Here is a 20,976-nt window from a genome sequence, read left to right on the forward strand (position 1 = left end):
CAAGGGATAGGGTATAGGATCAAAAATGTGTCGCTTAAAATTAAGCTACCAATTATGCTTAGCTTTCTGGTAATTGTGGTGCTGATCGGGACAACGGCCACGAGTTACATGATTTCATCTGATGTTGTGGTCAGGAAAAGCAAGGATGAGATTAACGTGTTGGCTGACCGCCTTGGGGAAGGGCTCTGGACAGCGATGCAACTTCAGCAACAATTGAGTCATGCTATATCCGTACATAGTACTTTCAAAGAACTCTTGGATTTGCGTAATACCAATGAAATGACAGATGAGACCTTCTTCACAGATGAGAATCCATACTTCAATAGAGCGAATACGATTCTTACCGACAGTATATCTGACACGATCGGCACCAAGCCGGACCTATTCGTGTTTGATAAGGAAGGAATCATGGTGGCGGGAACCATGCCGGAAGTGATTGGGCAGTCACGGGGAGATCGGGAATATTTCAAGGAGTCTATCCAAGGGAGATCCTTCATCAGTGATGCCGTCGTCTCAAAGACTAGCAAGAAGCTAATTATTGCATTCTCGGAGCCCATCATCGATGATGAGGGGAATATACTGGGTGTGTTCGCCATGTCGGTGGATAGCAACTTTTTCCTGGGGCAACTCGGAGACATTAAGATCAATGGTCAAGGCAAAGTTGAAGTGCTGAGCCGGAGCGGCATCATTATGTATGATTCAATAGACCCTTCCGTTGTGGGACAAACGCTGGAAGAGGATAAAGACGCGATGGGAATTATCGAAGCCAGAGCCACAGACAAAGTGAAAATCACTTCGATGGATCGAGACGGTACCTACTATCGTATTAATCAGATTCCGGGTGCAGATCTCTCTGTGGTGATTATTGACGACTATGATGATATAAGACGCCCGGTGGAGGATATGTTCAAACAGATGCTGGTCGTTACTGCAATCGGAATCATGCTGGCAATCTTTGTTGGGTTGCTCATATCTCGTAATATAACGAAACCAGTCATTCGCCTTACAGGTCTGTTCAAGCAACTTGCCGAAGGGAATCTGACCGTAAAAGCAGACGGCAAGTATAACAGCGAATTCAAGGATCTGGCTGAGAGTTTCAATGGCATGGTGGAGAAAAACAGGATCCTGATTACCGATATGAATAGTTCGATTCATGTCCTTCAGGCCAGCACGCAGGAGCTGGAGGAGACATCCAGACAGACGGCCAGATCCATTGATGAAACATCGGCGACGTCCATGGGGATCGCGAAGGCGATGGAGGCCCAATCGGAAGATACGGAGCAGATTGCAGGCAAATTCAACAGCTTCGGCGATAAAGTGGCTGCCATGAACAGCAGTGCACAGGATGTGAAGGCAAGAGCGGATGAGATCGAAAATGTATTTCACAACGGGAATGAAGTTGTCAATGAACTGATGCGTATCAATGAGGTGAACGAACGGGAAGTGGAGAAAATCTCTGAGATTACCGTCAAACTTCAAACCAGTTCGGGCAGTATTAGTCAGATCACGGAAGCCATCAGCCAGATCGCTAAGCAGACGAACCTGCTTGCATTGAATGCTTCAATTGAAGCATCACGGGCTGGAGAGCATGGCAGAGGATTTGCGGTAGTGGCCGAAGAGATCCGCAACCTGGCAGAGCAGAGTGCCCGCCAGTCCAAGGAAATCTCTAGCATTATCGAACAGAACCTGGCCGATGTCGCCGAGAACAACCAAAGTGTTGCGGAAATTCACACGATCTCGTCCAGGCAGGATGAGCTTGTCATTCAGACCCGTCAGGCGTTTGATGTGATTTTGGAGAAGGTGACGGTCATTAATCAACAGATCGCCACGATGGCAGGACAGATGCAAGAGATGTTGCAGAACAAGGACGACGTACTGGAGTCAGCACATAGCTTGTCGGCTTCAGGAGAGCAGGTATCTGCATCGGTTGAAGAGGTAACGGCAACCATGATGGAGCAGTCTTCGACGGTACAGCAGTTGGCGAACATGGTCGATACGATCGATCAATTGACGCAAAAGCTGGCCGAATCGGCCGCAAGATTCAAGGTGGAGTAAGCGCTAGTTGAATATGATATAGAGGGAAAAAATAACGCAAAAAAAACACTCTTCGGAGTGTTTTTTTTGTTTTGCAACCAGCACCCCTGTCTCCATCTAAGTAATGCGTAAGAAGGCAATGTTCCGTGTGATGGTGTTGTGGTATAGGTTGCACTCTTAAAACGTAATGCACTTCTGATTCAGCAGCTTCATGAATTGGTCCAGCGCACTGCTGACATAACGATCCTCACCGCGGACAAAGGTTGTCGTGGTATGTGTAAAACGATCTGCCAGATCGAATACGGAGAAATCATTCGGTTTCTTGTGAATAACGCTGCACGGCATAATGGTAAAAGCAATGCCAGACTCCACACAGCTAAGCAGGTTTTCCATCGTACTAACTTCAATGATATTACGGGCGGACAGCCCCTCTTCCTGCAAAAATTCTTCGGTCATTTCACGATACGGGCAGCCCTCAGGGAAAACAACCCACGATACTTGGCACAGGCTTTCGGGTGGTGCGTCTGTCTTTTTGGAGATGATATGAACGGTGTCCTGCATCTCGTATTCCACCTTCAAACCTTCTTTCACACAAGCCCCGCTAATAAAAGCACCATCAATCTCATAGTCCTGTATTTTCTTGCGCAGTACTTTGGGTGAAGTGGCGTTGACGAGTGAGATGGATACCTTCGGATAGGTTATTTGATACTCATTCAGAATTTCCATAAAGCGGCTAGATGCCGCCGTCTCCACAATGCCGATTTTTAGCATGCCAGAAGGCTCCCCGGGATCGGTCATATCCTGCTTCAGATCGTGCAAAAGGTTGTGAATGCGTGTAGCGTATTCAATAAACTGTTCTCCTTTGGAGGTCAGCACAACGCCTTTGGGAAATCGATTAAACAGCTGTATCTGATATTCCTGCTCCAGTTTTTTGATGCGTGTGGTGACATTGGATTGCGCGTAATTCAGTTCTTTGGCGGCCTGTGAGATTTTGCCTGAACGTGCCACCGCGAGAACAATATCGATATCGGAAAGTTCCATGCTATGTCCTCCTGAACGTGGATTAACTTCAATTGCTTCCGCAGATGTGGATGTTAGGTATCTCTATGAGAGATACATCTATATATTTCAATCATTTTACGATATATCAGAGCCGCCTTACAATATCCATAATGACGAAGAGAGTAGGGATATGACATGGATAACACGAATACACGTTCAACATTATTAAGCCCGGTAACGATTCATCAGTGGCAATTAAGGAACCGAATTGTGATGGCACCGTTGACCCGGGGATTTGCTGATGATCGGGAGGGGACCGTGACGGATGAGATGGTGGCGTATTATGAGCAGCGTGCGCGAGATGGTGTGGGGCTGATCATTACCGAGGGCATTAACCCGAATCTGGCAGGCAAAGGCACTTACGGCATCCCCGGTTTATATACAGATGAACAGACGATTTCTTGGAAAAGGGTAACAGATGCTGTTCACAGACATGGAGGCACCATTATTGCTCAACTGTGGCATGTCGGAAGATTGTCTCATTCCGATCTAATCGGAACCGCTCCATTGGCGCCCTCCAGCCTTGCGGCAGAGGGAAGAGTTCATAAGCTTCATAAGCTGTATCAGGTTCCTCAGGCGATGAGTGCACAGGATATAGCGGATACTATTGAGCATTTTCAGACGGCCGCCCATAATGCGGTTCTGGCAGGGTTCGACGGGATCGAGCTGCATGCTGCGCATGGGTATCTGATCGACCAGTTTATCAATGAGAAGACCAACCACAGAACAGATGAATATGGAGGCGACACTGCGGGTAGATTGCGGTTCCTGCGAGATATTATTGTGGCTGTGAAAAAAGAGATCCGTGTGGATCGCATATCGGTACGATTCTCTGAGAAAAAGGATGATGATGCATCCTATGCTTGGGCAGATAAAGCTGGAATGATAGATGCATATCTGAACTTGTTCCGCGAGACGGGAATAACAATCTTGCATCCCTCAACAGATCATTATGCGAAAGCGTGGGATGGTGAGCAGTCCTTTCACGAGCGGATTCGAAGTCAGTGGGATGGAATCATCATTGGTGTGGGGGATCTGGATGTTCAGACTGCGGAGCACGCTATTGGCAAGGGAAGCATAGATCTGGCTGCGTTCGGAAGACCGTTTATCGCAAATCCCGATCTGGTCCGGAAATTGCATGCCGGTGAGCAGTTGGTGGAGTATGATGCGAATACGCATCTGCCTGTATTGGTGTAAGAGAGAAAGCGAGTAAGAAATCGAAAAAATTAAAAAAAATGAAAGAACACTACTGACATACTGTTGGCAAGAGCGGCCTTGTATGATCAAGATATACACATACTAAGGAGGACATTACATTATGTCAGCAATTGGACCGGATTTCATTTCACTTCAGGTTAGCAATCTTGAAAGCTCTGCCGAATTTTATCAAAACTATCTCGGACTGGTACGCTCACAGGCGGGACCACCTCATGCGGTAGTTTTTGAAACAAAACCTATTGCATTTGCTCTGCGTGACCTATTGCCGGGAACCGAACTTGGTTCAGGTGCTCAGCCAGGACTTGGTGTTGCTCTGTGGCTCCATGCCCCGGATACGCAAGACATTCACGACAAGCTTGTTGCAGCAGGCGTAAAAATTACATCTGCACCAATAGATGGACCATTCGGGAGAACCTTTACATTTGCCGACCCAGATGGGTACCAAGTTACCCTTCACAGTAAAGTCTAATACGCAAATGTATCCATCTTAATCATAGTGATAACTTCCTGTCACAGGGAAGCCAAGTGGGTATTACAACAGTAAGGGCAGAGCTAATCTTGATGATTAGCTCTGCCCTTACTCCGTTAATCAGATTGAACGATATATTCATTCTATTCATTGCTGACGACTACGGCTTTCTTTTCCGTAAAGTAATACACCAAAGCAAGCAGTGGCATGATCAGGCCAATCAGCGATGTGAGACTCCAGCCCCCATGGGCGTAAGACCAGCTTCCAAGAGAAGATCCAATAGCTCCGCCGACAAAAAAGATCGACATGAATATGCCATTCACGCGTCCTCTCGCTTCACTTCCTAACGAGTAGATGATGCGTTGACCCAGCACCAGATTTCCCGAGACAGCCATATCCAGTGTGATTGCGACGATCACAAGCAGGATCAATGCAAACGTGGAGTGGCTCTGGAACGCATAAGCAAGACCGAATGAAGCAGCAGCGATCACCATGGCAGCACCCGTCAGAATACGCGTTAGTCCGCGATCAGCCAGTCTCCCGGCAATGGGAGCGGCAATAGCACCTCCGACACCAGCCAGAGCGAACCAGGCAATGCCTTGCTGTGACATGCCAAAATCGTTAGCCAGTCTCAGCGGAACCGTGGTCCAGAACAAGCTGAAAGCACCAAACAGACTGGCCTGATAGAACGCCCGGCGGCGCAGCAGCGGCATCGTTCTGAACAGTGTGCCCAAGGACACGATTAATTGACCGTATTTTAAGGCGGGTTCAGGTTGGCGAGCAGGAAGAGCACGTGATAGGAGCAGCATGAGAAGTGTTATGACAATGGCGGAGAATACAAAAACTGTCTGCCATCCGAAGAGACTGGTGATAAAGCTTGCGACAGGACGAGCCAGCATAATGCCCAGTAGCAACCCGCTCATTACATTGCCCACAACACGCCCGCGCTGCTCTTCGGAAGTAAGATACGTTGCATAGGGCACCAGAATCTGAGCGACAACAGAACCTATGCCAATGAATAGAGAGGCAGTCAGAAATATAACAGCCGTGGGCGAGAAAGCCGCAGCAATTAGGGCAACGACCAGTGCGATGAGGAAAAGTACGACCAGACGCCGATTCTCGGTAATGTCACTGAGCGGCACGATGAATAACAAACCAATAACATAACCAATCTGAGTCAACGTTACGATCAATCCGGCAGCGGCAGAAGAAAGACCCGTGGTTATGCTGATCGGTCCGATAACGGTCTGAGCATAATACAGGTTTGCCACAATCAATCCACAAGCTGAGGCCAGCAAAAAAATAATCCACGTGGGCACAGGTGCCTGCTTCACTTGTTGTCTCATATTCATCGTAATCATCCTCCACAGATATAAATTAATATTCCCTATAAACAGTTCATAATAAAAGTATTAATTACTAAACGGTGTGTTCACTAATTACAAACATATAATAAACTAAACGTTTAGTATTGTAAATAGGCATCACATAATTCTAATGAAACTTTAAATGAGAACGAAAAGGTAAGCGGAGTATGAATTGTGTGTACTCATCACTCTTTAGTATAATGAACGTATCGTTTTTATGAATATTACTGATGATGCTATATATGATTTGCATCCAGGAGGGCTCAAGATGACTGCCAAAAGAGGACGTCCGCGTAACATGGAAACCCAGAATGCCATTCTTACAGCATCGTACGAGTTGTTGTTGGAGCACGGCTTCGGGACAGTTACGATTGAAAAAATTGCTGAACGTGCACAGGTGAGCAAAGCCACCATCTACAAATGGTGGCCGAATAAAGGCGCCGTCATCATGGACGGATATATGTCTGCTGCAACGGCAAGATTGCCAGTACCGGATACAGGCTCGGTATTGGAGGATATACGCATACATGCGAGTAATCTGGTTCGTTTTTTGACCAGTCGGGAAGGAAAAGTGATTACGCAGATTATTGGAGAAGGGCAGTCGGATGAAGGGCTTGCCGAAGAGTACCGTACACGATACATCCAACCACGTCGGCGTGAAGCTCGGGGAATTCTGGAGAAGGGTGTGGAGCGCGGCGAATTGAAGAGTGGGATAGACATTGGATTGTACATTGATCTGATCTACGGACCAGTGTTCTATCGCATGTTAGTGACGGGTGAAGCAATGGATGATCGGTTTGTAGATGTGTTGCTCCGTTCATTGTTTGAAGGCATTCAGTCCAAGTAGGTACAGGAAGACCGACGATACAAGTGGGAGTACGAGGGAAGAGGGCGATTCGTAGGAATCACCCTGGAAGGAACTCGTGTATATTGTACGGGGCAACTAAACCTGGAATATAGGTGAGATGGCTGTGGGCCATGAATCTGTAGCATTAGAGGAAAGGAAGGATGAGTGCTGGGTTAACACCGGGGGTTCATTCCATACCGAACTGGGCAGTTCTCGGCGTAAGACAGGGGCCACTTCCTTGGCAAAACGCTCCACTTGCTCCAGCTGCTCGCTATGCGTCAGTCCATCTACGCTGATACTCAGCACCTGATGTCCGTAAGCGGCATGATAATCCAGAATTTTCTCAATGACCTGCTCCGGACTGCCGATTAATGCAGGACCTCGTGCAATGTTATCCTCCAGATCGGTGAAGGGAGACTGGTTATGCTGTGCGGCGGCGGTGGCATGGAACGCTTCATAGTATGGCTTGTAGTGACGGATGGCTTCTTCACCGGTATCGGCAAGGTAGAGACTGCCGGCACCGGAGCCAATCACTGCCTGCTGCGGATCATGACCATAATAATCGAGGCGCTCCCGATAGTGATCAATTAACGCTTTGTATTTGGCCTGAGGGTGAAAAGAGTTCGACGTGAAGAGCGGCTCGCCATATTTGGCAGCGAGTTCAGTCGAGACCGTGCTGGACGCGCTACCGTGCCAGATCGGGATGGATTGCTGAAGCGGTCTTGGCCAGGTGGTTACTCCCTCAAGAGGAGGGCGATACGTTCCCTGCCAGGTTACATTTTCTTCAGACCACAGCCGTCTTAGCAGATGATAGCGTTCATCGAGTGAATCCCATTGTTGCTCTTCGCTTATGCCGAACAGCGGATAGTGCCGAGGGTCATTGCCTTTCCCGATGATCATCTCCAGCCGTCCGCCCGATAATTGATCCAGCGTGGCATAATCCTCGGCAACCCGGACCGGATCAAGTATACTAAGAACAGTGACGGTGGTTAGTAACCGGATGCGTGTAGTTGCTGCGGCTATTGCGGTTAATACGACAGGTGGCGAGGAAGATAGAAAAGGTGCACCGTGTCGTTCACCGATTCCATAGGCATCGAATCCCAGTCGTTCAGCCAGCTTCGCTTGCTCTAATATATTGTGGAATTTCTGTTGAGTCGTCAGCGCTTCCCCGGTTACTGCATTAGGCAGATTCATCATGAGACTAAACAAGGCAAATTTCATCTGACCTTCTCCCTGAACTGATTTGATAATGTCTGTGTCGTATAATCCTATTGAAATAGTAGGATATGTAAGTTGGATTAAATGTATCACGTTCTCACGAATTCTTCTAATGGATTTTTTCTATAAGCAGGGATATTCAGGCTTCCTTGCATATATGTGAAGGAAATTGCCACGATTTTTATTGACCGCTGTAAAATTTAGGATTAAAATTGTGCTTATCATATAAATTCAAAATTATGGATTTTCATTGTGGAGGTGGGATACATGGAACCTACAACTACGATACGCTCATATATTGAGGACTACATCAGGAAACAGGGGTACACCCTTCAGTATTTTGCCGATATATCGGGGGTTAACGCTGGAACGCTTAGTGCGATTATTAAGGGGACTCGGCCCATCGCTATGGCTCAACTGGATCTGATTACCCAAGGCATGAAGCTGGAAGAGGGATATTTCTACGAGGTCTATGGGGCTGAATGTTTCGTGGAATCGGCGCCCCATTGGAGAAGACTGGAGCCATTCCTGCAGCGTTGTGCTGAATTGGACAAGCTGGAATGTATTCAGAAGGTTATCCAGCAAGTGACGGATGATCGCTCGTATATCTCGGAGTTGTTCGAGATGGCGGAAGGCATGCTTGAGCGTGGACAGACGAAGGCTGCACGGATGTTGTACGAATGTGTGGCGGAATGTGAGAAGTATCAGCACTCGGAGCGTCTGGCTCTGTGTCAGTATCGCATCTTTACGCTATCTCTCGGTCAGGACCAGCATGAGAATCTTCGTGCGGCCGTACATTTTGAACCATATATTAACCGGCTGGATGAGGAACGGCAACTGGATGCGATAAAAGACCTGGCGAATACATACTTGGCTCTAAGATACTGGGACAAGGTATTCACTTTGGCTGAAGATCTAGAGCAGAAGACTAAAATTTTGCAATCCTACACAAAGAAAAAAACGGATAAAAGTGATCGGATAACGGCATATCCTTTGTTTGTATATAGAGCATATTCAAATTTGCTGAAGTCTTCCGCATGTGAGAGACAAGGACGCTACGAAGAAGCTCTACAATATACAGAGCTCTACGCCAGTCTTACAAAAATTGCTGAACCGGATGAAGAAGATCAGATTTATATTGATAAATTCGAGGGTTGGACGGAAGCAAATAGCTATCTATATAAGTTAATGATGGGCGATCAAGGTGTTTTGCCGGCTTACGTGAATTATATAGAGCAAAATGAAATGGAATTGCTGCCAGCAATGATAAATATTTTGGAGGCGGCTAATAAATTTGATCATAATATTGATGATATCATTTACAAGTTCAGCGATCAGATTAATTCAGAAGTTACGCGATTAAAGGGATATACTGAACAGGTGGAATTAGATATGTACATCACGTTCTTACTTGAACGCACTATCTATCATCTCAATCGTTGTGATTATCCAGAAGGTATGAGGCAGCTGATGCATTGTTTGGAAGAAGCCGTCAAAATAAAAAATCAAACAGACATTATCCATTGTGTAGCGTTATATGAGAGATATAGAAATATAGCAAATGCTGAAATTGAGCATCAGTATAAATTAATAATGATGGAGGTTCAGAGCTATTATGATAAAAAAGAAAATCCTGCATTTAATCTTGCTTAGCTTTATTGTTATTAACATTAGTCAATTGGTTACTTTCGACGATGTGTCACCTATTCAAGCATTATTCCACGTGCATGGAGGCGGCGGTCTGTAGTTATTAAATCAGAAATTTGTTGGTTGCTATAAACTTACTTCCTGAAAGGGGAGTGAGTTTTTTGTTATGTGGAGATTGACCACTGTAAAACACAAGATTAGAATTACATTTATTATAACTTATTGAATAATTAATTCATTTTGGTTGATGGAGGTGGGAGAATTGAAACTTGCACCTACGATACGCACATATATTGAGAATCACATGAGGGAACATGGATTTAAATTGCAGCAATTCTCTGATATTACTGGTGTTAACGTTGGAACCTTGAGTGCTAGTCTTAAAGGTAGCAGACCAATGGCAGTGAGTCAGCTAGATCAGATCACTGCAGGTATGGGATTGGAAAAGGGTTACTTCTATGAAATGTACAGTGTGGAGTTCTTTATTGAAGCGGCTCCGCATTGGAGACGTTTAAAGCCTTTCCTTCATCGTTGTGCTGAGTTTAATAAGTTAGCTTGCATTCAAAAGGTTGTCATTCAAGTTACGGATGATCGCTCCTACATTTCAGAATTATTTGAGATGGCCGAAGAATTTAATAAGAATGGGCTGAGTGAAGCTGCACTTATTTTATATGAATGTGTGGCAGAGGGAGAAAAATATCAGCATTCGGAGCGGTTGGCTTTATGCCAGTACCGTATTTTTTTGCTCCATAAAACCATTAAACAATTCGATAATCTAAGTGCAGCGATAAAATTTGAGCCATATATTGAGAAGCTCGATGAAGAGATACAATTGGATGCAATCAAGGACCTAGCAAATGTTTATAACACAATACATCATTGGGATAAAGTTGATAAATTGGCGGATGCACTTGAACGGAAAGTTGATTTTCAGCTCGAACTTCAATCTCGAAGACGGAAAAATATAAAGAGGGTTGCCTTTTATCCCATATTCACATATAAAGCGTACGCAAATTTATTAAAGGCGAGTGTATGTGAAGCACGAAAGGAATTTGAAAAGGCGCTGGAATACACAGATATTTATGCAAAAGTTGTTGAAGTTTCTAACCCGACTGAGGAAGAACAGATATTAATAGATCGTTTCAAAGGATGGGCAGAAGGAAATCGATATTTATATCGCTTAAGTAGTGGAAAGCATGAGGTTATTGAATATTATTTAGATTACCTTGAATCCAATCCTCACGAAATCTTAATAGCATTCGTAAATATTGTTCAGTCAGCTAATCAACATTTGCTTAACATTGATTTTGCATTGGATAGATTTGATTCGTATATTACAGATTTTAATACGGAGAGACATTTAGAAGGAACCTACAACCAGCAAATGTTAAATCATAGGTATATACGCTTTTATTATGAGTTAGCGAAGTACAGGCTCCACCAGCAAAAGTATATGATGGGTATTGAAGCTTTGCTGACAAGTTTGGAACTGGCTTCAAGTAGTAGAGATGACCTTATGTCTATTAAATTAATTGATCTTTATGGGAAATTTAGAAGCCAAGCAACTATTGAGCAGGAAGAACTGTACACTGGATTAATAACAAACCGAAGTATAGAAAACTATATATAAAATACTACTCTACAAAGAATATAAGCTCGTGCAATGCACTTAAACATATTGCTTAAGGTGAGATTTAGATTTTTGCAAAGTATTCGATTATCCATTGTTTAGAGAATGTACCCTAGAATAGGTTGAAAAAGGGGGGGCATGCTGTGAGTGAACTGATACAGATCAGAGACCAAATAGAACAGAGTAAACAACATCTTCGTCTCTTGGTAGAGCAACATGGCATGCAAGACTATAAAGTTCTTCAACAGTCTAGGGTTCTAGATGAACTGATTAATAGATATATTCATCTTAATAAGAATAAATTAAAAAGGAAGTAGTTATTAAATATGACATAACGAAAAGAGGATTCGCCATTGCAGATTGATATACAAAAGCTTTATGACAAATATATAACGTTAAACATTCCTAATCCATTCACTTTAGAGCAGATCCATGAACGACTAACAGAGAAATACTATGCTGAGAAGGTCGATTTAGAGGAGTTTTCCGACTTGCGTAACGACCCTTATGCCGGATTCGATCAGGCGGTTGCAGCTTATGTATTTAAGGATGAGAGGGGAACTAAGCAATTAATTAGCCTGAACAAGGATGAAGATATCCATGAGCCACTAGAATTTGCATGGATAATTGAATCTACTGTGCGAGGATTTTCTCTTGTATTAAATCTTGAAATCAGCGTATTTTATGGAGTGGAAGAGAGTGAGATGACTCTTGGTAATCAGCGTTTTGAGGAATATCTGATCCTGCTCTATTTAACATGTTACATTGAGTTTGAAAATGATTACTTCATAAATCCATTGCGTGCTCGTTATCGAGAGGGATACAGACTTCGTTATTTTGGCATGCAGAACGGTGATGATAATTATCTATATGAATAGATTACTTTCTGATAAAGTTATTAACTTTTTGGAGAGAAAGGTACCAAAAACACGTGGGGAAAAAATGATAATATGTCCATGACTCACTTTGGTGTCAATTGATTTGAACTTTCTTGAATACGATATGTAGACATGCTATAAATTTCTTTGCCCACATCTTGTAGAGATGAGGAGAGTTCATGTCTCCATGCAAAATGCTTGATGTTGAAAGTATCTCGATGTAAATAAATATTTTATTCTGCAAAGGAATAAAATATGAATTTTTTGGCAATGTATCCTAAAATGTTATACAAAGAGGGGGTGCATGCTATGAGTGAACCGAGGCAGATCAAAGATAAAATCGAACGGAATAGGCAAGAGTTAAGTCGTTTGGCGGAGAATCATGGCATGCAAGACAACAAAGTCCTTCAACAATCGATGCTACTGGATGAACTGATTAATGAGTATAATCGTTTTAAATATAAGACCGGATTTATGAATAGGCAACCGATTGCATAATGCAGTCGGTTGTTTTTAGTTGGAGTATATGGGGCGGAATAGAATGGGAGAGAGGCTCCGTTCGTTCCAAGCCTAATGCCAATAGAGCTAATAAAGATAAACAAGACTCCAAAACCACGTAGAAGTGGATTTGGAGTCTTTGGACTGTCTCAATTCATTCGTGCCTCAAGTCGTCTTGCGACAATGGACAGCGCGTAGTTGATGACAAAATATAGTACGGCTGCAAGCAGCAGGGCCGGGATGATGTAATCGAAACTTTGGCCGCCAAGGATCTGCACGTTGTGCATCAGCTCCGGCAGGGAGATGATGATGGCCAGTGATGTATCCTTCAGAAGCGAAATGAACTGGCTGACCATCGGCGGAGACATGCGGCGTAGTGCCTGTGGCATGATGATGCCACCGAGAGTCTGCATGTAGCTCAGGCCCGAGGAGCGGGCAGCTTCTACCTGACCACGCTCAACGGACTTCAGACCGCTACGGACGATCTCAGCGATCATCGCGCCTTCGAACAGACTCAGTCCAACGACCGTGGACCAGAAGACGGACATTTTGATCCCGAGTTGTGGAAGTACGATGTGGATGAAGAAAATGATGAGCAGCAGCGGTAGATTCCGGATCGTATCCACAATCACCGCCACGATCTGCGACAGAATGGGGATGCGGGTAAACCGCAACGTACCCAGCACAGTGCCAAGCATGAAGCTGAATACAATAGACAGCCCTGCTACCTGCAGGGTAATCAGGAATCCTTGAAGCAGGAAACGAAGGTTGGGCCAGGCATAGGCCCCGCTAAAGTCCATATTTTATTAGCCTCCTTCTGTATGCAGGAATGAAATATCAGATATATCTCCCAAAAAATCTGTACCGAGAAAAAGGTCGATCTGTTACATGGTGACCTGACCTGCTGGTTTGTTCTTCTTTGGTTTGCCCTTGGTGCTACGCGCCTCTGCATCGCTCTGCCCGAACCTGCGCTCCATATAATGCACCAGGAAGCTGAGTGGTAGTGTCAGCACCAGATAGAACAGCGCAACAATGGTGTACACACTTAGCGGCTGGAACGTATCCGAGTTAACGAGGTCGGCAAAATACATGAGATCCATGCCGGCGACGACGGCAAGAATGGATGAGTTTTTAACCAGGTTGATGAACTGGTTGCCAATGGACGGCAACACAATCTTGATGGCCTGAGGCAGAATGATCAGGTTCATGGCCTGTACATAGGACAAGCCGGAGGATCTTGCTGCTTCCAGCTGTCCACGCGGCACAGTCTGAATGCCCGCTCGGATCGCTTCAGCAATGAAAGCGGCCGTGTAGATGGTTAGGCCCAGAGTACCGGAGACAAACCCATCCAGCGAAATGCCGAGTGCAGGCAGTCCAAGATAGAAGAAAAATACAACCAACAGCAGTGGGATGTTCCGGATAAATTCCACAAACCCCGTACCGATCCAGTTCAGCGGTTTCACAGGCGATATCCGAAAAATGGCCAGAATAGCGCCAAGGATAAAGCTGCCGATCAGAGCCATAATGCTCACTTGAATGGTGTTCAGGAAACCTTCCAGAAACCGATCCGAGTGTCGCATCAGTACGTTGAAATCCAATGTGCCCATATAGGCGAAGCCTCCGTTCTCCAGATGTAGAAACGGCGATTACGTCTGCTTATGCATCGCATCCAGCAGACGAAGTCGCCGCTTACTCATCATTAATCGGGGTTACTCGGGCTTCGCGCCCAGCCATTTCTCATGTAATGTGTCGTATTCCCCGCTGTCTTGCATGCTTTTGAGCAGTGTGTTGACCTCTTCGACGAAGGCGGTGTCGCCTTTGCGAATGGCCATACCATAGGGTTCACTTGTGAAATTTCCGCCAACCAGTTGGAAGCTGTTATCCGTCTGTTGCATACCGATAAGGATGATGTTATCTGTGGTCAGCGCTTCGCCTTTACCGGCTTTGAGAGCGGTGAATGCATCCTGATAGTTATCGAATTCGAGCACCTCAGCATCCGGGGCTTTCTCGCGAATGTTCTGAGCGGATGTGGAGCCTTTCACCGCGAGCACTTTCACACCGCTAAGGCTTTCCAGGCCAGTAATCGCACTATCATTTTTTACGAGCAGGGACTGCCCTGCTTCAAAGTAAACGTCACTGAAATCCACCTGTTCCTTACGCTCATCCGTAATCGTCATCGTGGCGATAATGATGTCGATGTCTCCATTTTGCAGCATGGGAATACGCGTCTTGGAAGTGACCTCTTTCAGCTCGACCTTTGTTTCATCTCCAAGAATTTGTTTGGCGAGTGCCTTGGCGATATCAATGTCGAACCCCTCAACGTTGCCACTTGCGGGATCTTTCAATCCGAATAGCTTCGTATCATATTTCACGCCAGCAATGAGTTTGCCGCGCTCTTTAATCTGCTCAATCGTGCCTTTCGTCTCGGCATCACCACCACCGCTCGCAGAAGGTGTATCTGTACCTGTACTACAACCTGACAATACAAGCGAGAGAATGAGGATAAGCATAAATGATGGCCATTTCAATAATTTCTTCATGAATAAAGACCCCTTTCAAAATGGAATAGTGGATTATTCTCAATGATGAATCAGACGGCTCAGGAATTGCTGTGCTCGTTCTTCTCTGGGGTTGTCAAAAAATTCAGCGGCGGTGGCCTCTTCTACAATTCGGCCTTCGTCCATGAAGATGACCCGGTCCGCAACTTCGCGGGCGAATCCCATCTCATGGGTAACGACGACCATGGTCATGCCATTATGGGCAAGGGAGCGCATAACATCGAGGACTTCCCCGATCATTTCGGGATCGAGTGCAGAGGTGGGTTCGTCAAAAAGCATAATTTTGGGCTCCATGGCGAGTCCCCTGGCGATGGCTACCCGTTGTTGCTGTCCACCGGACAACTGGGAGGGATAACTGTCTGCTTTGTCGGCAATGCCTACCCGGGTCAAATACTTCATTGCTGTTGATGCTGCTTGTTCTTTGGGTTGTTTGCGCACCTTCATGGGTGCAAGGGTAATGTTATCGATGACTTTTTTGTGAGGATAGAGATTGAAGTGTTGAAATACCATGCCGATGTCACGGCGGAAGAGGTTAATGTCCACCTTTTTCTGATGTAGAGGGATCCCACTGACGACAAGTTCACCTTCGGTAATGGTCTCCAGGCGATTAATACAGCGGAGTAATGTGCTTTTGCCGGAGCCGGAAGGTCCGATAATGACGACGACCTCTCCTTCTTCAATGTGAAGATGGATATCTTTGAGGACATGAAAATGACCGAAATGCTTTTGGACACCCCTAAATTCAATCAAGAGTACACCCCATCCTTTCTGCAACGTTTGTGTGGAAAAGGAATAATAAGGAATTAATTGAAACTAGTTATTTAATCATACATAGTCATCCTGCTTATGGCAATTGGTTTGTGATAAAACATGACATAAGTAATGGTATTTCTAGGGCTATAGCCAGTAATTGTGTTATATATCTGTCAAGTTATTAAATCTCTTGTGACGAATCCTGACAGAAAAATGAATCTAATCTCCTAGTTATTTACCAACCTTTGGAATAGATGTATAGAGTATACTGAAAGTGATGTTCGATTTATGACTCTGATCAACAGAACAAATTCCATCAAGTTCTAACCGTACATGGCAAAAAAGCTCAACCCTGTGCATCATGCCATTGATATGATGGAGCGGAGAGCACCCGTCTGAACGTAAAAAAAGAAGGTCGTAACGAAATATTGATCCCATAACGATACATTACAAGTAGAGAGGATGATTCTGCACGATGAATACATATCACTCCCCATTATCGACAGGAGCAAGTGCCCAGTCCGATGTTCGAGCTTATGAAGTTAATTTGCCTGTCATTCCTGCTCAGGAATTTCAAATTACAGACTATGGAGCTGTTGGAGACGGTGTAACGGATAATACGGAGATGTTCAGACTTGCCATTGCGTCATGTGCCGAAGCAGGAGGTGGCAGAATCGTAATCCCTGCCGGGGTATGGCTCACAGGCCCGATTGTAATGCGTAGCCGTATCGAACTACATGTGGAAGCAGGGGCACTGGTGACGTTTAGCCGAGATTTTGATCAATACCCATTAATTGCGTCAAGCTTCGAAGGCTGGCAGGTGGTACGATGCCAATCCCCGATCGATGGGGATCAGCTGGAGGATATTGCGATTACTGGTGAGGGAATATGGGATGGTGGCGGGGAAGCGTGGCGTCCGGTGAAACGCTCCAAAATGACCACTTCACAATGGAACCGATTGGTTGACTCGGGTGGCGTTGTTGAGCAATCCGGTGGAGATGAAGAGATCTGGTGGCCATCCGCATCTGCACGTGAAGGCGGTACCATTGCGAATCGTTTGCATCAGGAGCAAGTACGTGACGTGGCATCTTATGAAGAAGTCAGAGACTTTCTACGCCCTAACATGGTCAGCTTGCGCAGATGCAAACGGGTATTGCTGGACGGTCCAACGTTCCAGAACTCGCCTGCATGGAATCTACACCCATGGGCATCGGAGCATGTAACCATTCGTAACGTGAGTGTACGGAATCCATGGTTTTCACAGAATGGAGATGGGCTGGACATTGAATCCTGCCGTCATGTGGTGGTGGAGAAGAGTGTATTCGATGTCGGTGATGATGCGATCTGTCTGAAATCAGGCAAGGACGCCGAAGGTCGTGAACTGGGTCTCCCATCCGAGTACATCACCATTCGGGATTGCACGGTGTATCACGGTCATGGCGGTTTTGTCATTGGCAGTGAAATGTCCGGTGGTGTGCGGCATGTGCGTGTGTCGGATTGTACGTTCATCGGTACGGACATAGGACTTCGCTTCAAAAGCGCACGTGGACGCGGCGGGGTGGTAGAGGATATTCAGATCGAGCGCATATATATGAAAGATATCATTATGGAAGCGATCTCGTTTTCCTTTTTCTATGCGAATCAGGAAGGGTCTGCTCGGGGCAGTGATCTGTCTCAGGAGATTAGCGAAGAGACGCCAATGTTCCGGGATATTCGAATATCGGATGTGGTCTGTGCCGGTGCCGACACTGCATTGCTCGTGAGTGGGTTGCCGGAGTTGCCTTTGGATGGCGTTAGAATCGAGCGCTACAACGTGCAAGCCCGCAGTGGTGTTCAATGTGGTCATGCGAAACATCTGCATATCGCTGAATTACAGGCGCAGATCACGGAAGGTCCGCTGATTCATTTGCATCAGTGCAAAGGGGCAGAGTTAGAGAGCATTCAGGGTAAGGGGGCAGATGGGCGACTTCTGATGGTGACCGGACACGAGTCCGCAGGCATTGTATGTCGTGAAGGTGATGCCGACACAGATGGGCGTCAGATCTCTGTTGGTCCTGAGGTACGAAGTGGTGTGATCATTCGCAGGTAAAAGGTGTGTAACAGGTAAACGGTATGTAATTAGGTTTATATAAGTTGGTCTAATTCAGCCGTAGTGGCGTAGCTATAGATCCAGTAACCAAGGCGCTTCTCGCTATAAGAGGTGAGTAATCTCTGGAGCAAGGCTACCCACTCGGCTTCTATATGATGTTATTTAATGATCTACCGGTGTTCCTTGCGATAGCGCAGCGGTGTTGTACCGGTGACCTGTTTGAATGTTTTGTTAAAATGAGCCGTATGCTCAAATCCTACTTTCTCTGCGATCATCTGGACACGCTCTTGTGTGGACAGCAATCTTCGTTGTGCTTCCCGGACACGAACAACACGCAAATATTCGCTAAATCGAAACCCGGTAAACCGGCTGAACATCCGGCTCAGATAGGATGGACTGATATAAAAACGATTGGCTGCACCCTCCAGCGTAAGTGGTTCGGTATAGTTTTTATTCACATAAGTAACAATTTCACTGATTTTGTCCTGCATCGGATGCAACGGACCTGGGCATGACTGCCGGATGATCTCCTCCACCCGATGAATACGAATCAAAAGTTGGGCAAGCAGACTTCTGACCGCAATCTCATAGTGAGGTCGGCGCTCTTTGCATTCCTGCAGCATCTGCCACAATATACGCTCCATCTCGGGCTGTTCCGCTTCAGGCAGGCGAAGGAGTCTTGAGCAATTAAAAGGCAGCAGACCACATATGCCGAGTTCCATCCCCGTCGCAAAAGCAGGCGAAAAACCGATTAGAATCCGCTCAAAGCCGGGAATGCTTCCTTTGGAGGTGGTATGTACATCGTGTGGATTAATCAGAATAAAATCACCCTTGCGGGCGGATAAAATCTGACCATTCATGGAGTAGACCCGTTCCCCTTCAAGCAGGTAATACAGTTCGTAGAATGGATGTGCATGAGGCTGTGGCATACCGTTCCCATCCTGTCTGCGCATATGTTCAATGGTAAATGAATGTTCCCCGATTCGATATTTGGGCCCAATCCGATCCTCTATGAGACTCATGGTACAGCACCCCTCTGCTTCACGGATTAACAACGATATCCATATCATAACGGAAAATCCATCTTTTTGTAAACGCTATCATTGGAAATGAAATATTTCTTTAATCATATCGTTAAATACCGGGAGAACGAATCTGGCATGGCCCATGTGCGCTGTCAAGGTGACAAAACTTGAATGATGTTTTAGAGTAGGGGGAGAGAGGCAAAACTCTGGTTAAGGAGTGTCTCGACTATGATTTGGAAGGAAGGAAACAGGTTATGACGACACATGAATTATCGCCATTGGTTGCTGCGCTCAATATGCAGCCTCACGTTGAAGGCGGTTGGTATAAGGAAGAATGGAAGGCATCCTATCAGATTCCACAATCCGTTCTGCCGGATACATACTCCGGCCCACGATTCTCGGCAAGTTCCACATATTTCTTGCTGCACGCACATGAGATCTCCGAGTGGCATACGGTTCTGTCCGATGAACTTTGGCTGTGGCACAGCGGCAGTCCGGTTGAACTGAAGCTGGGCGGCAACGGGGAGAACCCGGAGAACGAGGAAGTTCTTGTTCTGGGAATGGATATTGCTGCAGGACAATCACCACAGGTGCTCGTTCCCGCTGGTGTATGGCAGACAGCACGCCCGCTGGGCGATGAGCCTGTACTGGTAACTTGCGTGGTAGCGCCAGGGTTCCACTTTGATGATTTCAAGCTGGTATCCAAAGGCGAATAGTAAATACTTGATATGAGAAATGAAAATCCCGATCCGAGATGCTCAGGCATCCGAATCGGGATTTTTTAGTTATTTGAATGATGTAGTTAGAAGTTAAAGTTGTCTGGATCCGAACCAAAGCGTTTGTTCTCGTTCAGGCCGTTAATCTGCTCTACTTCTTCCGAAGTTAATTCAAAATCATAGAGATCGGCATTCGCGTGAATACGCTCAGGCGTAACGGATTTCGGTATGGTCACGATGCCGTTCTGCAGATCCCAGCGCAGAATGACTTGTGCGGGGGACTTGCTGTATTTGGCGGCGATGTCCTTCAGCAACGGATGATCCATCAGATGGCCTTGCCCAAGCGGAGACCATGCTTCGATCTGAATCTGATGTTTGTTGCAGTACTCCCGCAATTCGGTTTGAATCAGTAGCGGATGAAGCTCCACCTGATTAACCGCAGGTTTGATCGTGGCATCGATCATCAGGTCTTCCAGATGGTGAATCTGGAAATTGCTCACGCCAATCGCGCGGATGCGTCCTTCTTTATGAAGTTTCTCCAGCGCTCGCCATGTATCTTTGTACTTGCCTTTAACGGGCCAGTGAATAAGATAGAGATCCAGGTACTCCAGTTCGAGTCGTTCCATGCTTGCTTCGAAGGCAGCGAGCGTGGATTCATATCCCTGATCACTATTCCATACTTTAGTGGTAATGAACAGATCCTCACGGGCTACTCCGGATTCACGAATACCTTGAGCAACACCTGTTTCGTTGTTATACGCTTTGGCTGTGTCGATACTACGGTACCCGGCTTGAATGGCCGTTTTGACAGCATGAACGACTTCGTCTCCGTCTTTAACTTTGAATACGCCAAAACCCAGCCATGGCATTTTGACTCCGTTGTAGAGCGTGGTTGTGTCCTGCACGTGTTTCATGGTCCGAAATTCCTCCTCTTATTGATCCATTGTTCCACTATGTAATTACCCTG

General features: G+C 45.9%; 20 protein-coding genes. 11 read left to right on the forward strand and 9 right to left on the reverse strand.

Annotated elements, in window-relative coordinates; all coding sequences use genetic code 11:
• The first annotated feature begins 108 nt into the window (after positions 1-108).
• Positions 109-2,055: a methyl-accepting chemotaxis protein gene (locus MKX75_RS01995; protein ID WP_339168182.1), complete on the forward strand. Its 1,947-nt coding sequence runs from the start codon at positions 109-111 to the stop codon at positions 2,053-2,055.
• A 156-nt stretch (positions 2,056-2,211) separates the two neighbouring features.
• On the opposite strand, the gene MKX75_RS02000 is transcribed toward MKX75_RS01995, so the two are convergent.
• Positions 2,212-3,075 carry a LysR family transcriptional regulator gene (locus MKX75_RS02000; protein WP_339168183.1) on the reverse strand — a complete coding sequence of 288 codons (864 nt, stop codon included), beginning with the start codon at positions 3,073-3,075 and terminating at the stop codon, positions 2,212-2,214.
• A 156-nt stretch (positions 3,076-3,231) separates the two neighbouring features.
• On the opposite strand from MKX75_RS02000, the gene MKX75_RS02005 reads away from it, so the two are divergent.
• Both MKX75_RS02005 and MKX75_RS02010 read left to right on the forward strand, forming a co-directional pair.
• On the forward strand, positions 3,232-4,293 hold the full coding sequence (locus MKX75_RS02005) for an alkene reductase (protein WP_339168184.1): 1,062 nt from the start codon (positions 3,232-3,234) through the stop codon (positions 4,291-4,293).
• A gap of 121 nt (positions 4,294-4,414) precedes the next feature.
• Positions 4,415-4,783 (forward strand): VOC family protein, encoded by a 369-nt coding sequence (locus MKX75_RS02010; protein WP_339168185.1) that lies wholly within the window; start codon positions 4,415-4,417, stop codon positions 4,781-4,783.
• A 143-nt stretch (positions 4,784-4,926) separates the two neighbouring features.
• Here the strand turns inward: MKX75_RS02010 and MKX75_RS02015 are convergent, their stop codons facing one another.
• The gene (locus MKX75_RS02015; protein WP_339168187.1) at positions 4,927-6,135 is read right to left on the reverse strand and encodes an MFS transporter; all 1,209 of its coding nucleotides are present in this window, start codon (positions 6,133-6,135) and stop codon (positions 4,927-4,929) included.
• Between the two features lie 283 nt (positions 6,136-6,418).
• Between MKX75_RS02015 and MKX75_RS02020 the strand changes: the two genes are divergently transcribed.
• Positions 6,419-6,997, forward strand: coding sequence for a TetR/AcrR family transcriptional regulator (locus MKX75_RS02020; protein ID WP_339168189.1), 579 nt, complete (start codon positions 6,419-6,421; stop codon positions 6,995-6,997).
• A gap of 96 nt (positions 6,998-7,093) precedes the next feature.
• Here MKX75_RS02020 and MKX75_RS02025 read toward each other — a convergent pair whose 3' ends face one another.
• Entirely contained in the window at positions 7,094-8,218 is a 1,125-nt protein-coding gene (locus MKX75_RS02025) for an LLM class flavin-dependent oxidoreductase (protein WP_339168190.1), read from the reverse strand.
• Between the two features lie 264 nt (positions 8,219-8,482).
• Between MKX75_RS02025 and MKX75_RS02030 the strand changes: the two genes are divergently transcribed.
• The 5 genes from MKX75_RS02030 (at position 8,483) to MKX75_RS02050 (ending at position 12,868) form a co-directional block, all read left to right on the forward strand.
• The gene (locus MKX75_RS02030; protein WP_076332610.1) at positions 8,483-9,868 is read left to right on the forward strand and encodes a helix-turn-helix transcriptional regulator; all 1,386 of its coding nucleotides are present in this window, start codon (positions 8,483-8,485) and stop codon (positions 9,866-9,868) included.
• A gap of 256 nt (positions 9,869-10,124) precedes the next feature.
• Positions 10,125-11,492 carry an XRE family transcriptional regulator gene (locus MKX75_RS02035; protein ID WP_339168191.1) on the forward strand — a complete coding sequence of 456 codons (1,368 nt, stop codon included), beginning with the start codon at positions 10,125-10,127 and terminating at the stop codon, positions 11,490-11,492.
• Between the two features lie 143 nt (positions 11,493-11,635).
• Positions 11,636-11,809: an aspartyl-phosphate phosphatase Spo0E family protein gene (locus tag MKX75_RS02040; protein ID WP_339168193.1), complete on the forward strand. Its 174-nt coding sequence runs from the start codon at positions 11,636-11,638 to the stop codon at positions 11,807-11,809.
• A 36-nt stretch (positions 11,810-11,845) separates the two neighbouring features.
• A complete protein-coding gene (locus MKX75_RS02045) occupies positions 11,846-12,370 on the forward strand; it encodes a pyruvate kinase (RefSeq protein WP_339168194.1) in 525 nt (174 codons plus the stop codon).
• 309 nt (positions 12,371-12,679) lie between these two features.
• The gene (locus MKX75_RS02050) at positions 12,680-12,868 is read left to right on the forward strand and encodes an aspartyl-phosphate phosphatase Spo0E family protein (RefSeq protein WP_062837171.1); all 189 of its coding nucleotides are present in this window, start codon (positions 12,680-12,682) and stop codon (positions 12,866-12,868) included.
• A gap of 149 nt (positions 12,869-13,017) precedes the next feature.
• Here MKX75_RS02050 and MKX75_RS02055 read toward each other — a convergent pair whose 3' ends face one another.
• The 4 genes from MKX75_RS02055 to MKX75_RS02070 form a co-directional block, all read right to left on the reverse strand.
• Positions 13,018-13,668, reverse strand: a complete 651-nt coding sequence (locus tag MKX75_RS02055; RefSeq protein ID WP_076332613.1) for an amino acid ABC transporter permease — start codon at positions 13,666-13,668, stop codon at positions 13,018-13,020.
• Between the two features lie 84 nt (positions 13,669-13,752).
• Positions 13,753-14,475, reverse strand: coding sequence for an amino acid ABC transporter permease (locus tag MKX75_RS02060; protein WP_062837173.1), 723 nt, complete (start codon positions 14,473-14,475; stop codon positions 13,753-13,755).
• A 102-nt stretch (positions 14,476-14,577) separates the two neighbouring features.
• Entirely contained in the window at positions 14,578-15,408 is an 831-nt protein-coding gene (locus MKX75_RS02065) for a transporter substrate-binding domain-containing protein (RefSeq protein ID WP_339168195.1), read from the reverse strand.
• Between the two features lie 39 nt (positions 15,409-15,447).
• Positions 15,448-16,200 (reverse strand): amino acid ABC transporter ATP-binding protein, encoded by a 753-nt coding sequence (locus MKX75_RS02070; RefSeq protein ID WP_303048971.1) that lies wholly within the window; start codon positions 16,198-16,200, stop codon positions 15,448-15,450.
• A 454-nt stretch (positions 16,201-16,654) separates the two neighbouring features.
• Here MKX75_RS02070 and MKX75_RS02075 point away from each other — a divergent pair, with 454 nt between their 5' ends.
• Positions 16,655-18,268, forward strand: coding sequence for a glycoside hydrolase family 28 protein (locus MKX75_RS02075; protein ID WP_339168197.1), 1,614 nt, complete (start codon positions 16,655-16,657; stop codon positions 18,266-18,268).
• A gap of 170 nt (positions 18,269-18,438) precedes the next feature.
• Here the strand turns inward: MKX75_RS02075 and MKX75_RS02080 are convergent, their stop codons facing one another.
• A complete protein-coding gene (locus MKX75_RS02080) occupies positions 18,439-19,290 on the reverse strand; it encodes an AraC family transcriptional regulator (RefSeq protein ID WP_339168199.1) in 852 nt (283 codons plus the stop codon).
• 257 nt (positions 19,291-19,547) lie between these two features.
• Here MKX75_RS02080 and MKX75_RS02085 point away from each other — a divergent pair, with 257 nt between their 5' ends.
• The gene (locus MKX75_RS02085; protein ID WP_062837177.1) at positions 19,548-20,009 is read left to right on the forward strand and encodes a cupin domain-containing protein; all 462 of its coding nucleotides are present in this window, start codon (positions 19,548-19,550) and stop codon (positions 20,007-20,009) included.
• Positions 20,010-20,095: 86 nt separating this feature from the next.
• Here the strand turns inward: MKX75_RS02085 and MKX75_RS02090 are convergent, their stop codons facing one another.
• Positions 20,096-20,923: an aldo/keto reductase gene (locus MKX75_RS02090; RefSeq protein WP_339168201.1), complete on the reverse strand. Its 828-nt coding sequence runs from the start codon at positions 20,921-20,923 to the stop codon at positions 20,096-20,098.
• Positions 20,924-20,976 lie beyond the last annotated feature (53 nt).

Source organism: Paenibacillus sp. FSL R5-0341 (genome assembly GCF_037975235.1).
Classification (GTDB): domain Bacteria; phylum Bacillota; class Bacilli; order Paenibacillales; family Paenibacillaceae; genus Paenibacillus; species Paenibacillus amylolyticus_A.

What these genes read in the sequence shown, in the direction of transcription:
- MKX75_RS01995 (WP_339168182.1), top strand. Translation starts at nt 109, where the DNA reads ATGATTTCATCTGATGTTGTGGTCAGGAAAAGCAAGGATGAGATTAAC.
- MKX75_RS02000 (WP_339168183.1), bottom strand. Translation starts at nt 3,075, where the DNA reads ATGGAACTTTCCGATATCGATATTGTTCTCGCGGTGGCACGTTCAGGC.
- MKX75_RS02005 (WP_339168184.1), top strand. Translation starts at nt 3,232, where the DNA reads ATGGATAACACGAATACACGTTCAACATTATTAAGCCCGGTAACGATT.
- MKX75_RS02010 (WP_339168185.1), top strand. Translation starts at nt 4,415, where the DNA reads ATGTCAGCAATTGGACCGGATTTCATTTCACTTCAGGTTAGCAATCTT.
- MKX75_RS02015 (WP_339168187.1), bottom strand. Translation starts at nt 6,135, where the DNA reads ATGAATATGAGACAACAAGTGAAGCAGGCACCTGTGCCCACGTGGATT.
- MKX75_RS02020 (WP_339168189.1), top strand. Translation starts at nt 6,419, where the DNA reads ATGACTGCCAAAAGAGGACGTCCGCGTAACATGGAAACCCAGAATGCC.
- MKX75_RS02025 (WP_339168190.1), bottom strand. Translation starts at nt 8,218, where the DNA reads ATGAAATTTGCCTTGTTTAGTCTCATGATGAATCTGCCTAATGCAGTA.
- MKX75_RS02030 (WP_076332610.1), top strand. Translation starts at nt 8,483, where the DNA reads ATGGAACCTACAACTACGATACGCTCATATATTGAGGACTACATCAGG.
- MKX75_RS02050 (WP_062837171.1), top strand. Translation starts at nt 12,680, where the DNA reads ATGAGTGAACCGAGGCAGATCAAAGATAAAATCGAACGGAATAGGCAA.
- MKX75_RS02055 (WP_076332613.1), bottom strand. Translation starts at nt 13,668, where the DNA reads ATGGACTTTAGCGGGGCCTATGCCTGGCCCAACCTTCGTTTCCTGCTT.
- MKX75_RS02060 (WP_062837173.1), bottom strand. Translation starts at nt 14,475, where the DNA reads ATGGGCACATTGGATTTCAACGTACTGATGCGACACTCGGATCGGTTT.
- MKX75_RS02065 (WP_339168195.1), bottom strand. Translation starts at nt 15,408, where the DNA reads ATGAAGAAATTATTGAAATGGCCATCATTTATGCTTATCCTCATTCTC.
- MKX75_RS02075 (WP_339168197.1), top strand. Translation starts at nt 16,655, where the DNA reads ATGAATACATATCACTCCCCATTATCGACAGGAGCAAGTGCCCAGTCC.
- MKX75_RS02080 (WP_339168199.1), bottom strand. Translation starts at nt 19,290, where the DNA reads ATGAGTCTCATAGAGGATCGGATTGGGCCCAAATATCGAATCGGGGAA.
- MKX75_RS02085 (WP_062837177.1), top strand. Translation starts at nt 19,548, where the DNA reads ATGACGACACATGAATTATCGCCATTGGTTGCTGCGCTCAATATGCAG.
- MKX75_RS02090 (WP_339168201.1), bottom strand. Translation starts at nt 20,923, where the DNA reads ATGAAACACGTGCAGGACACAACCACGCTCTACAACGGAGTCAAAATG.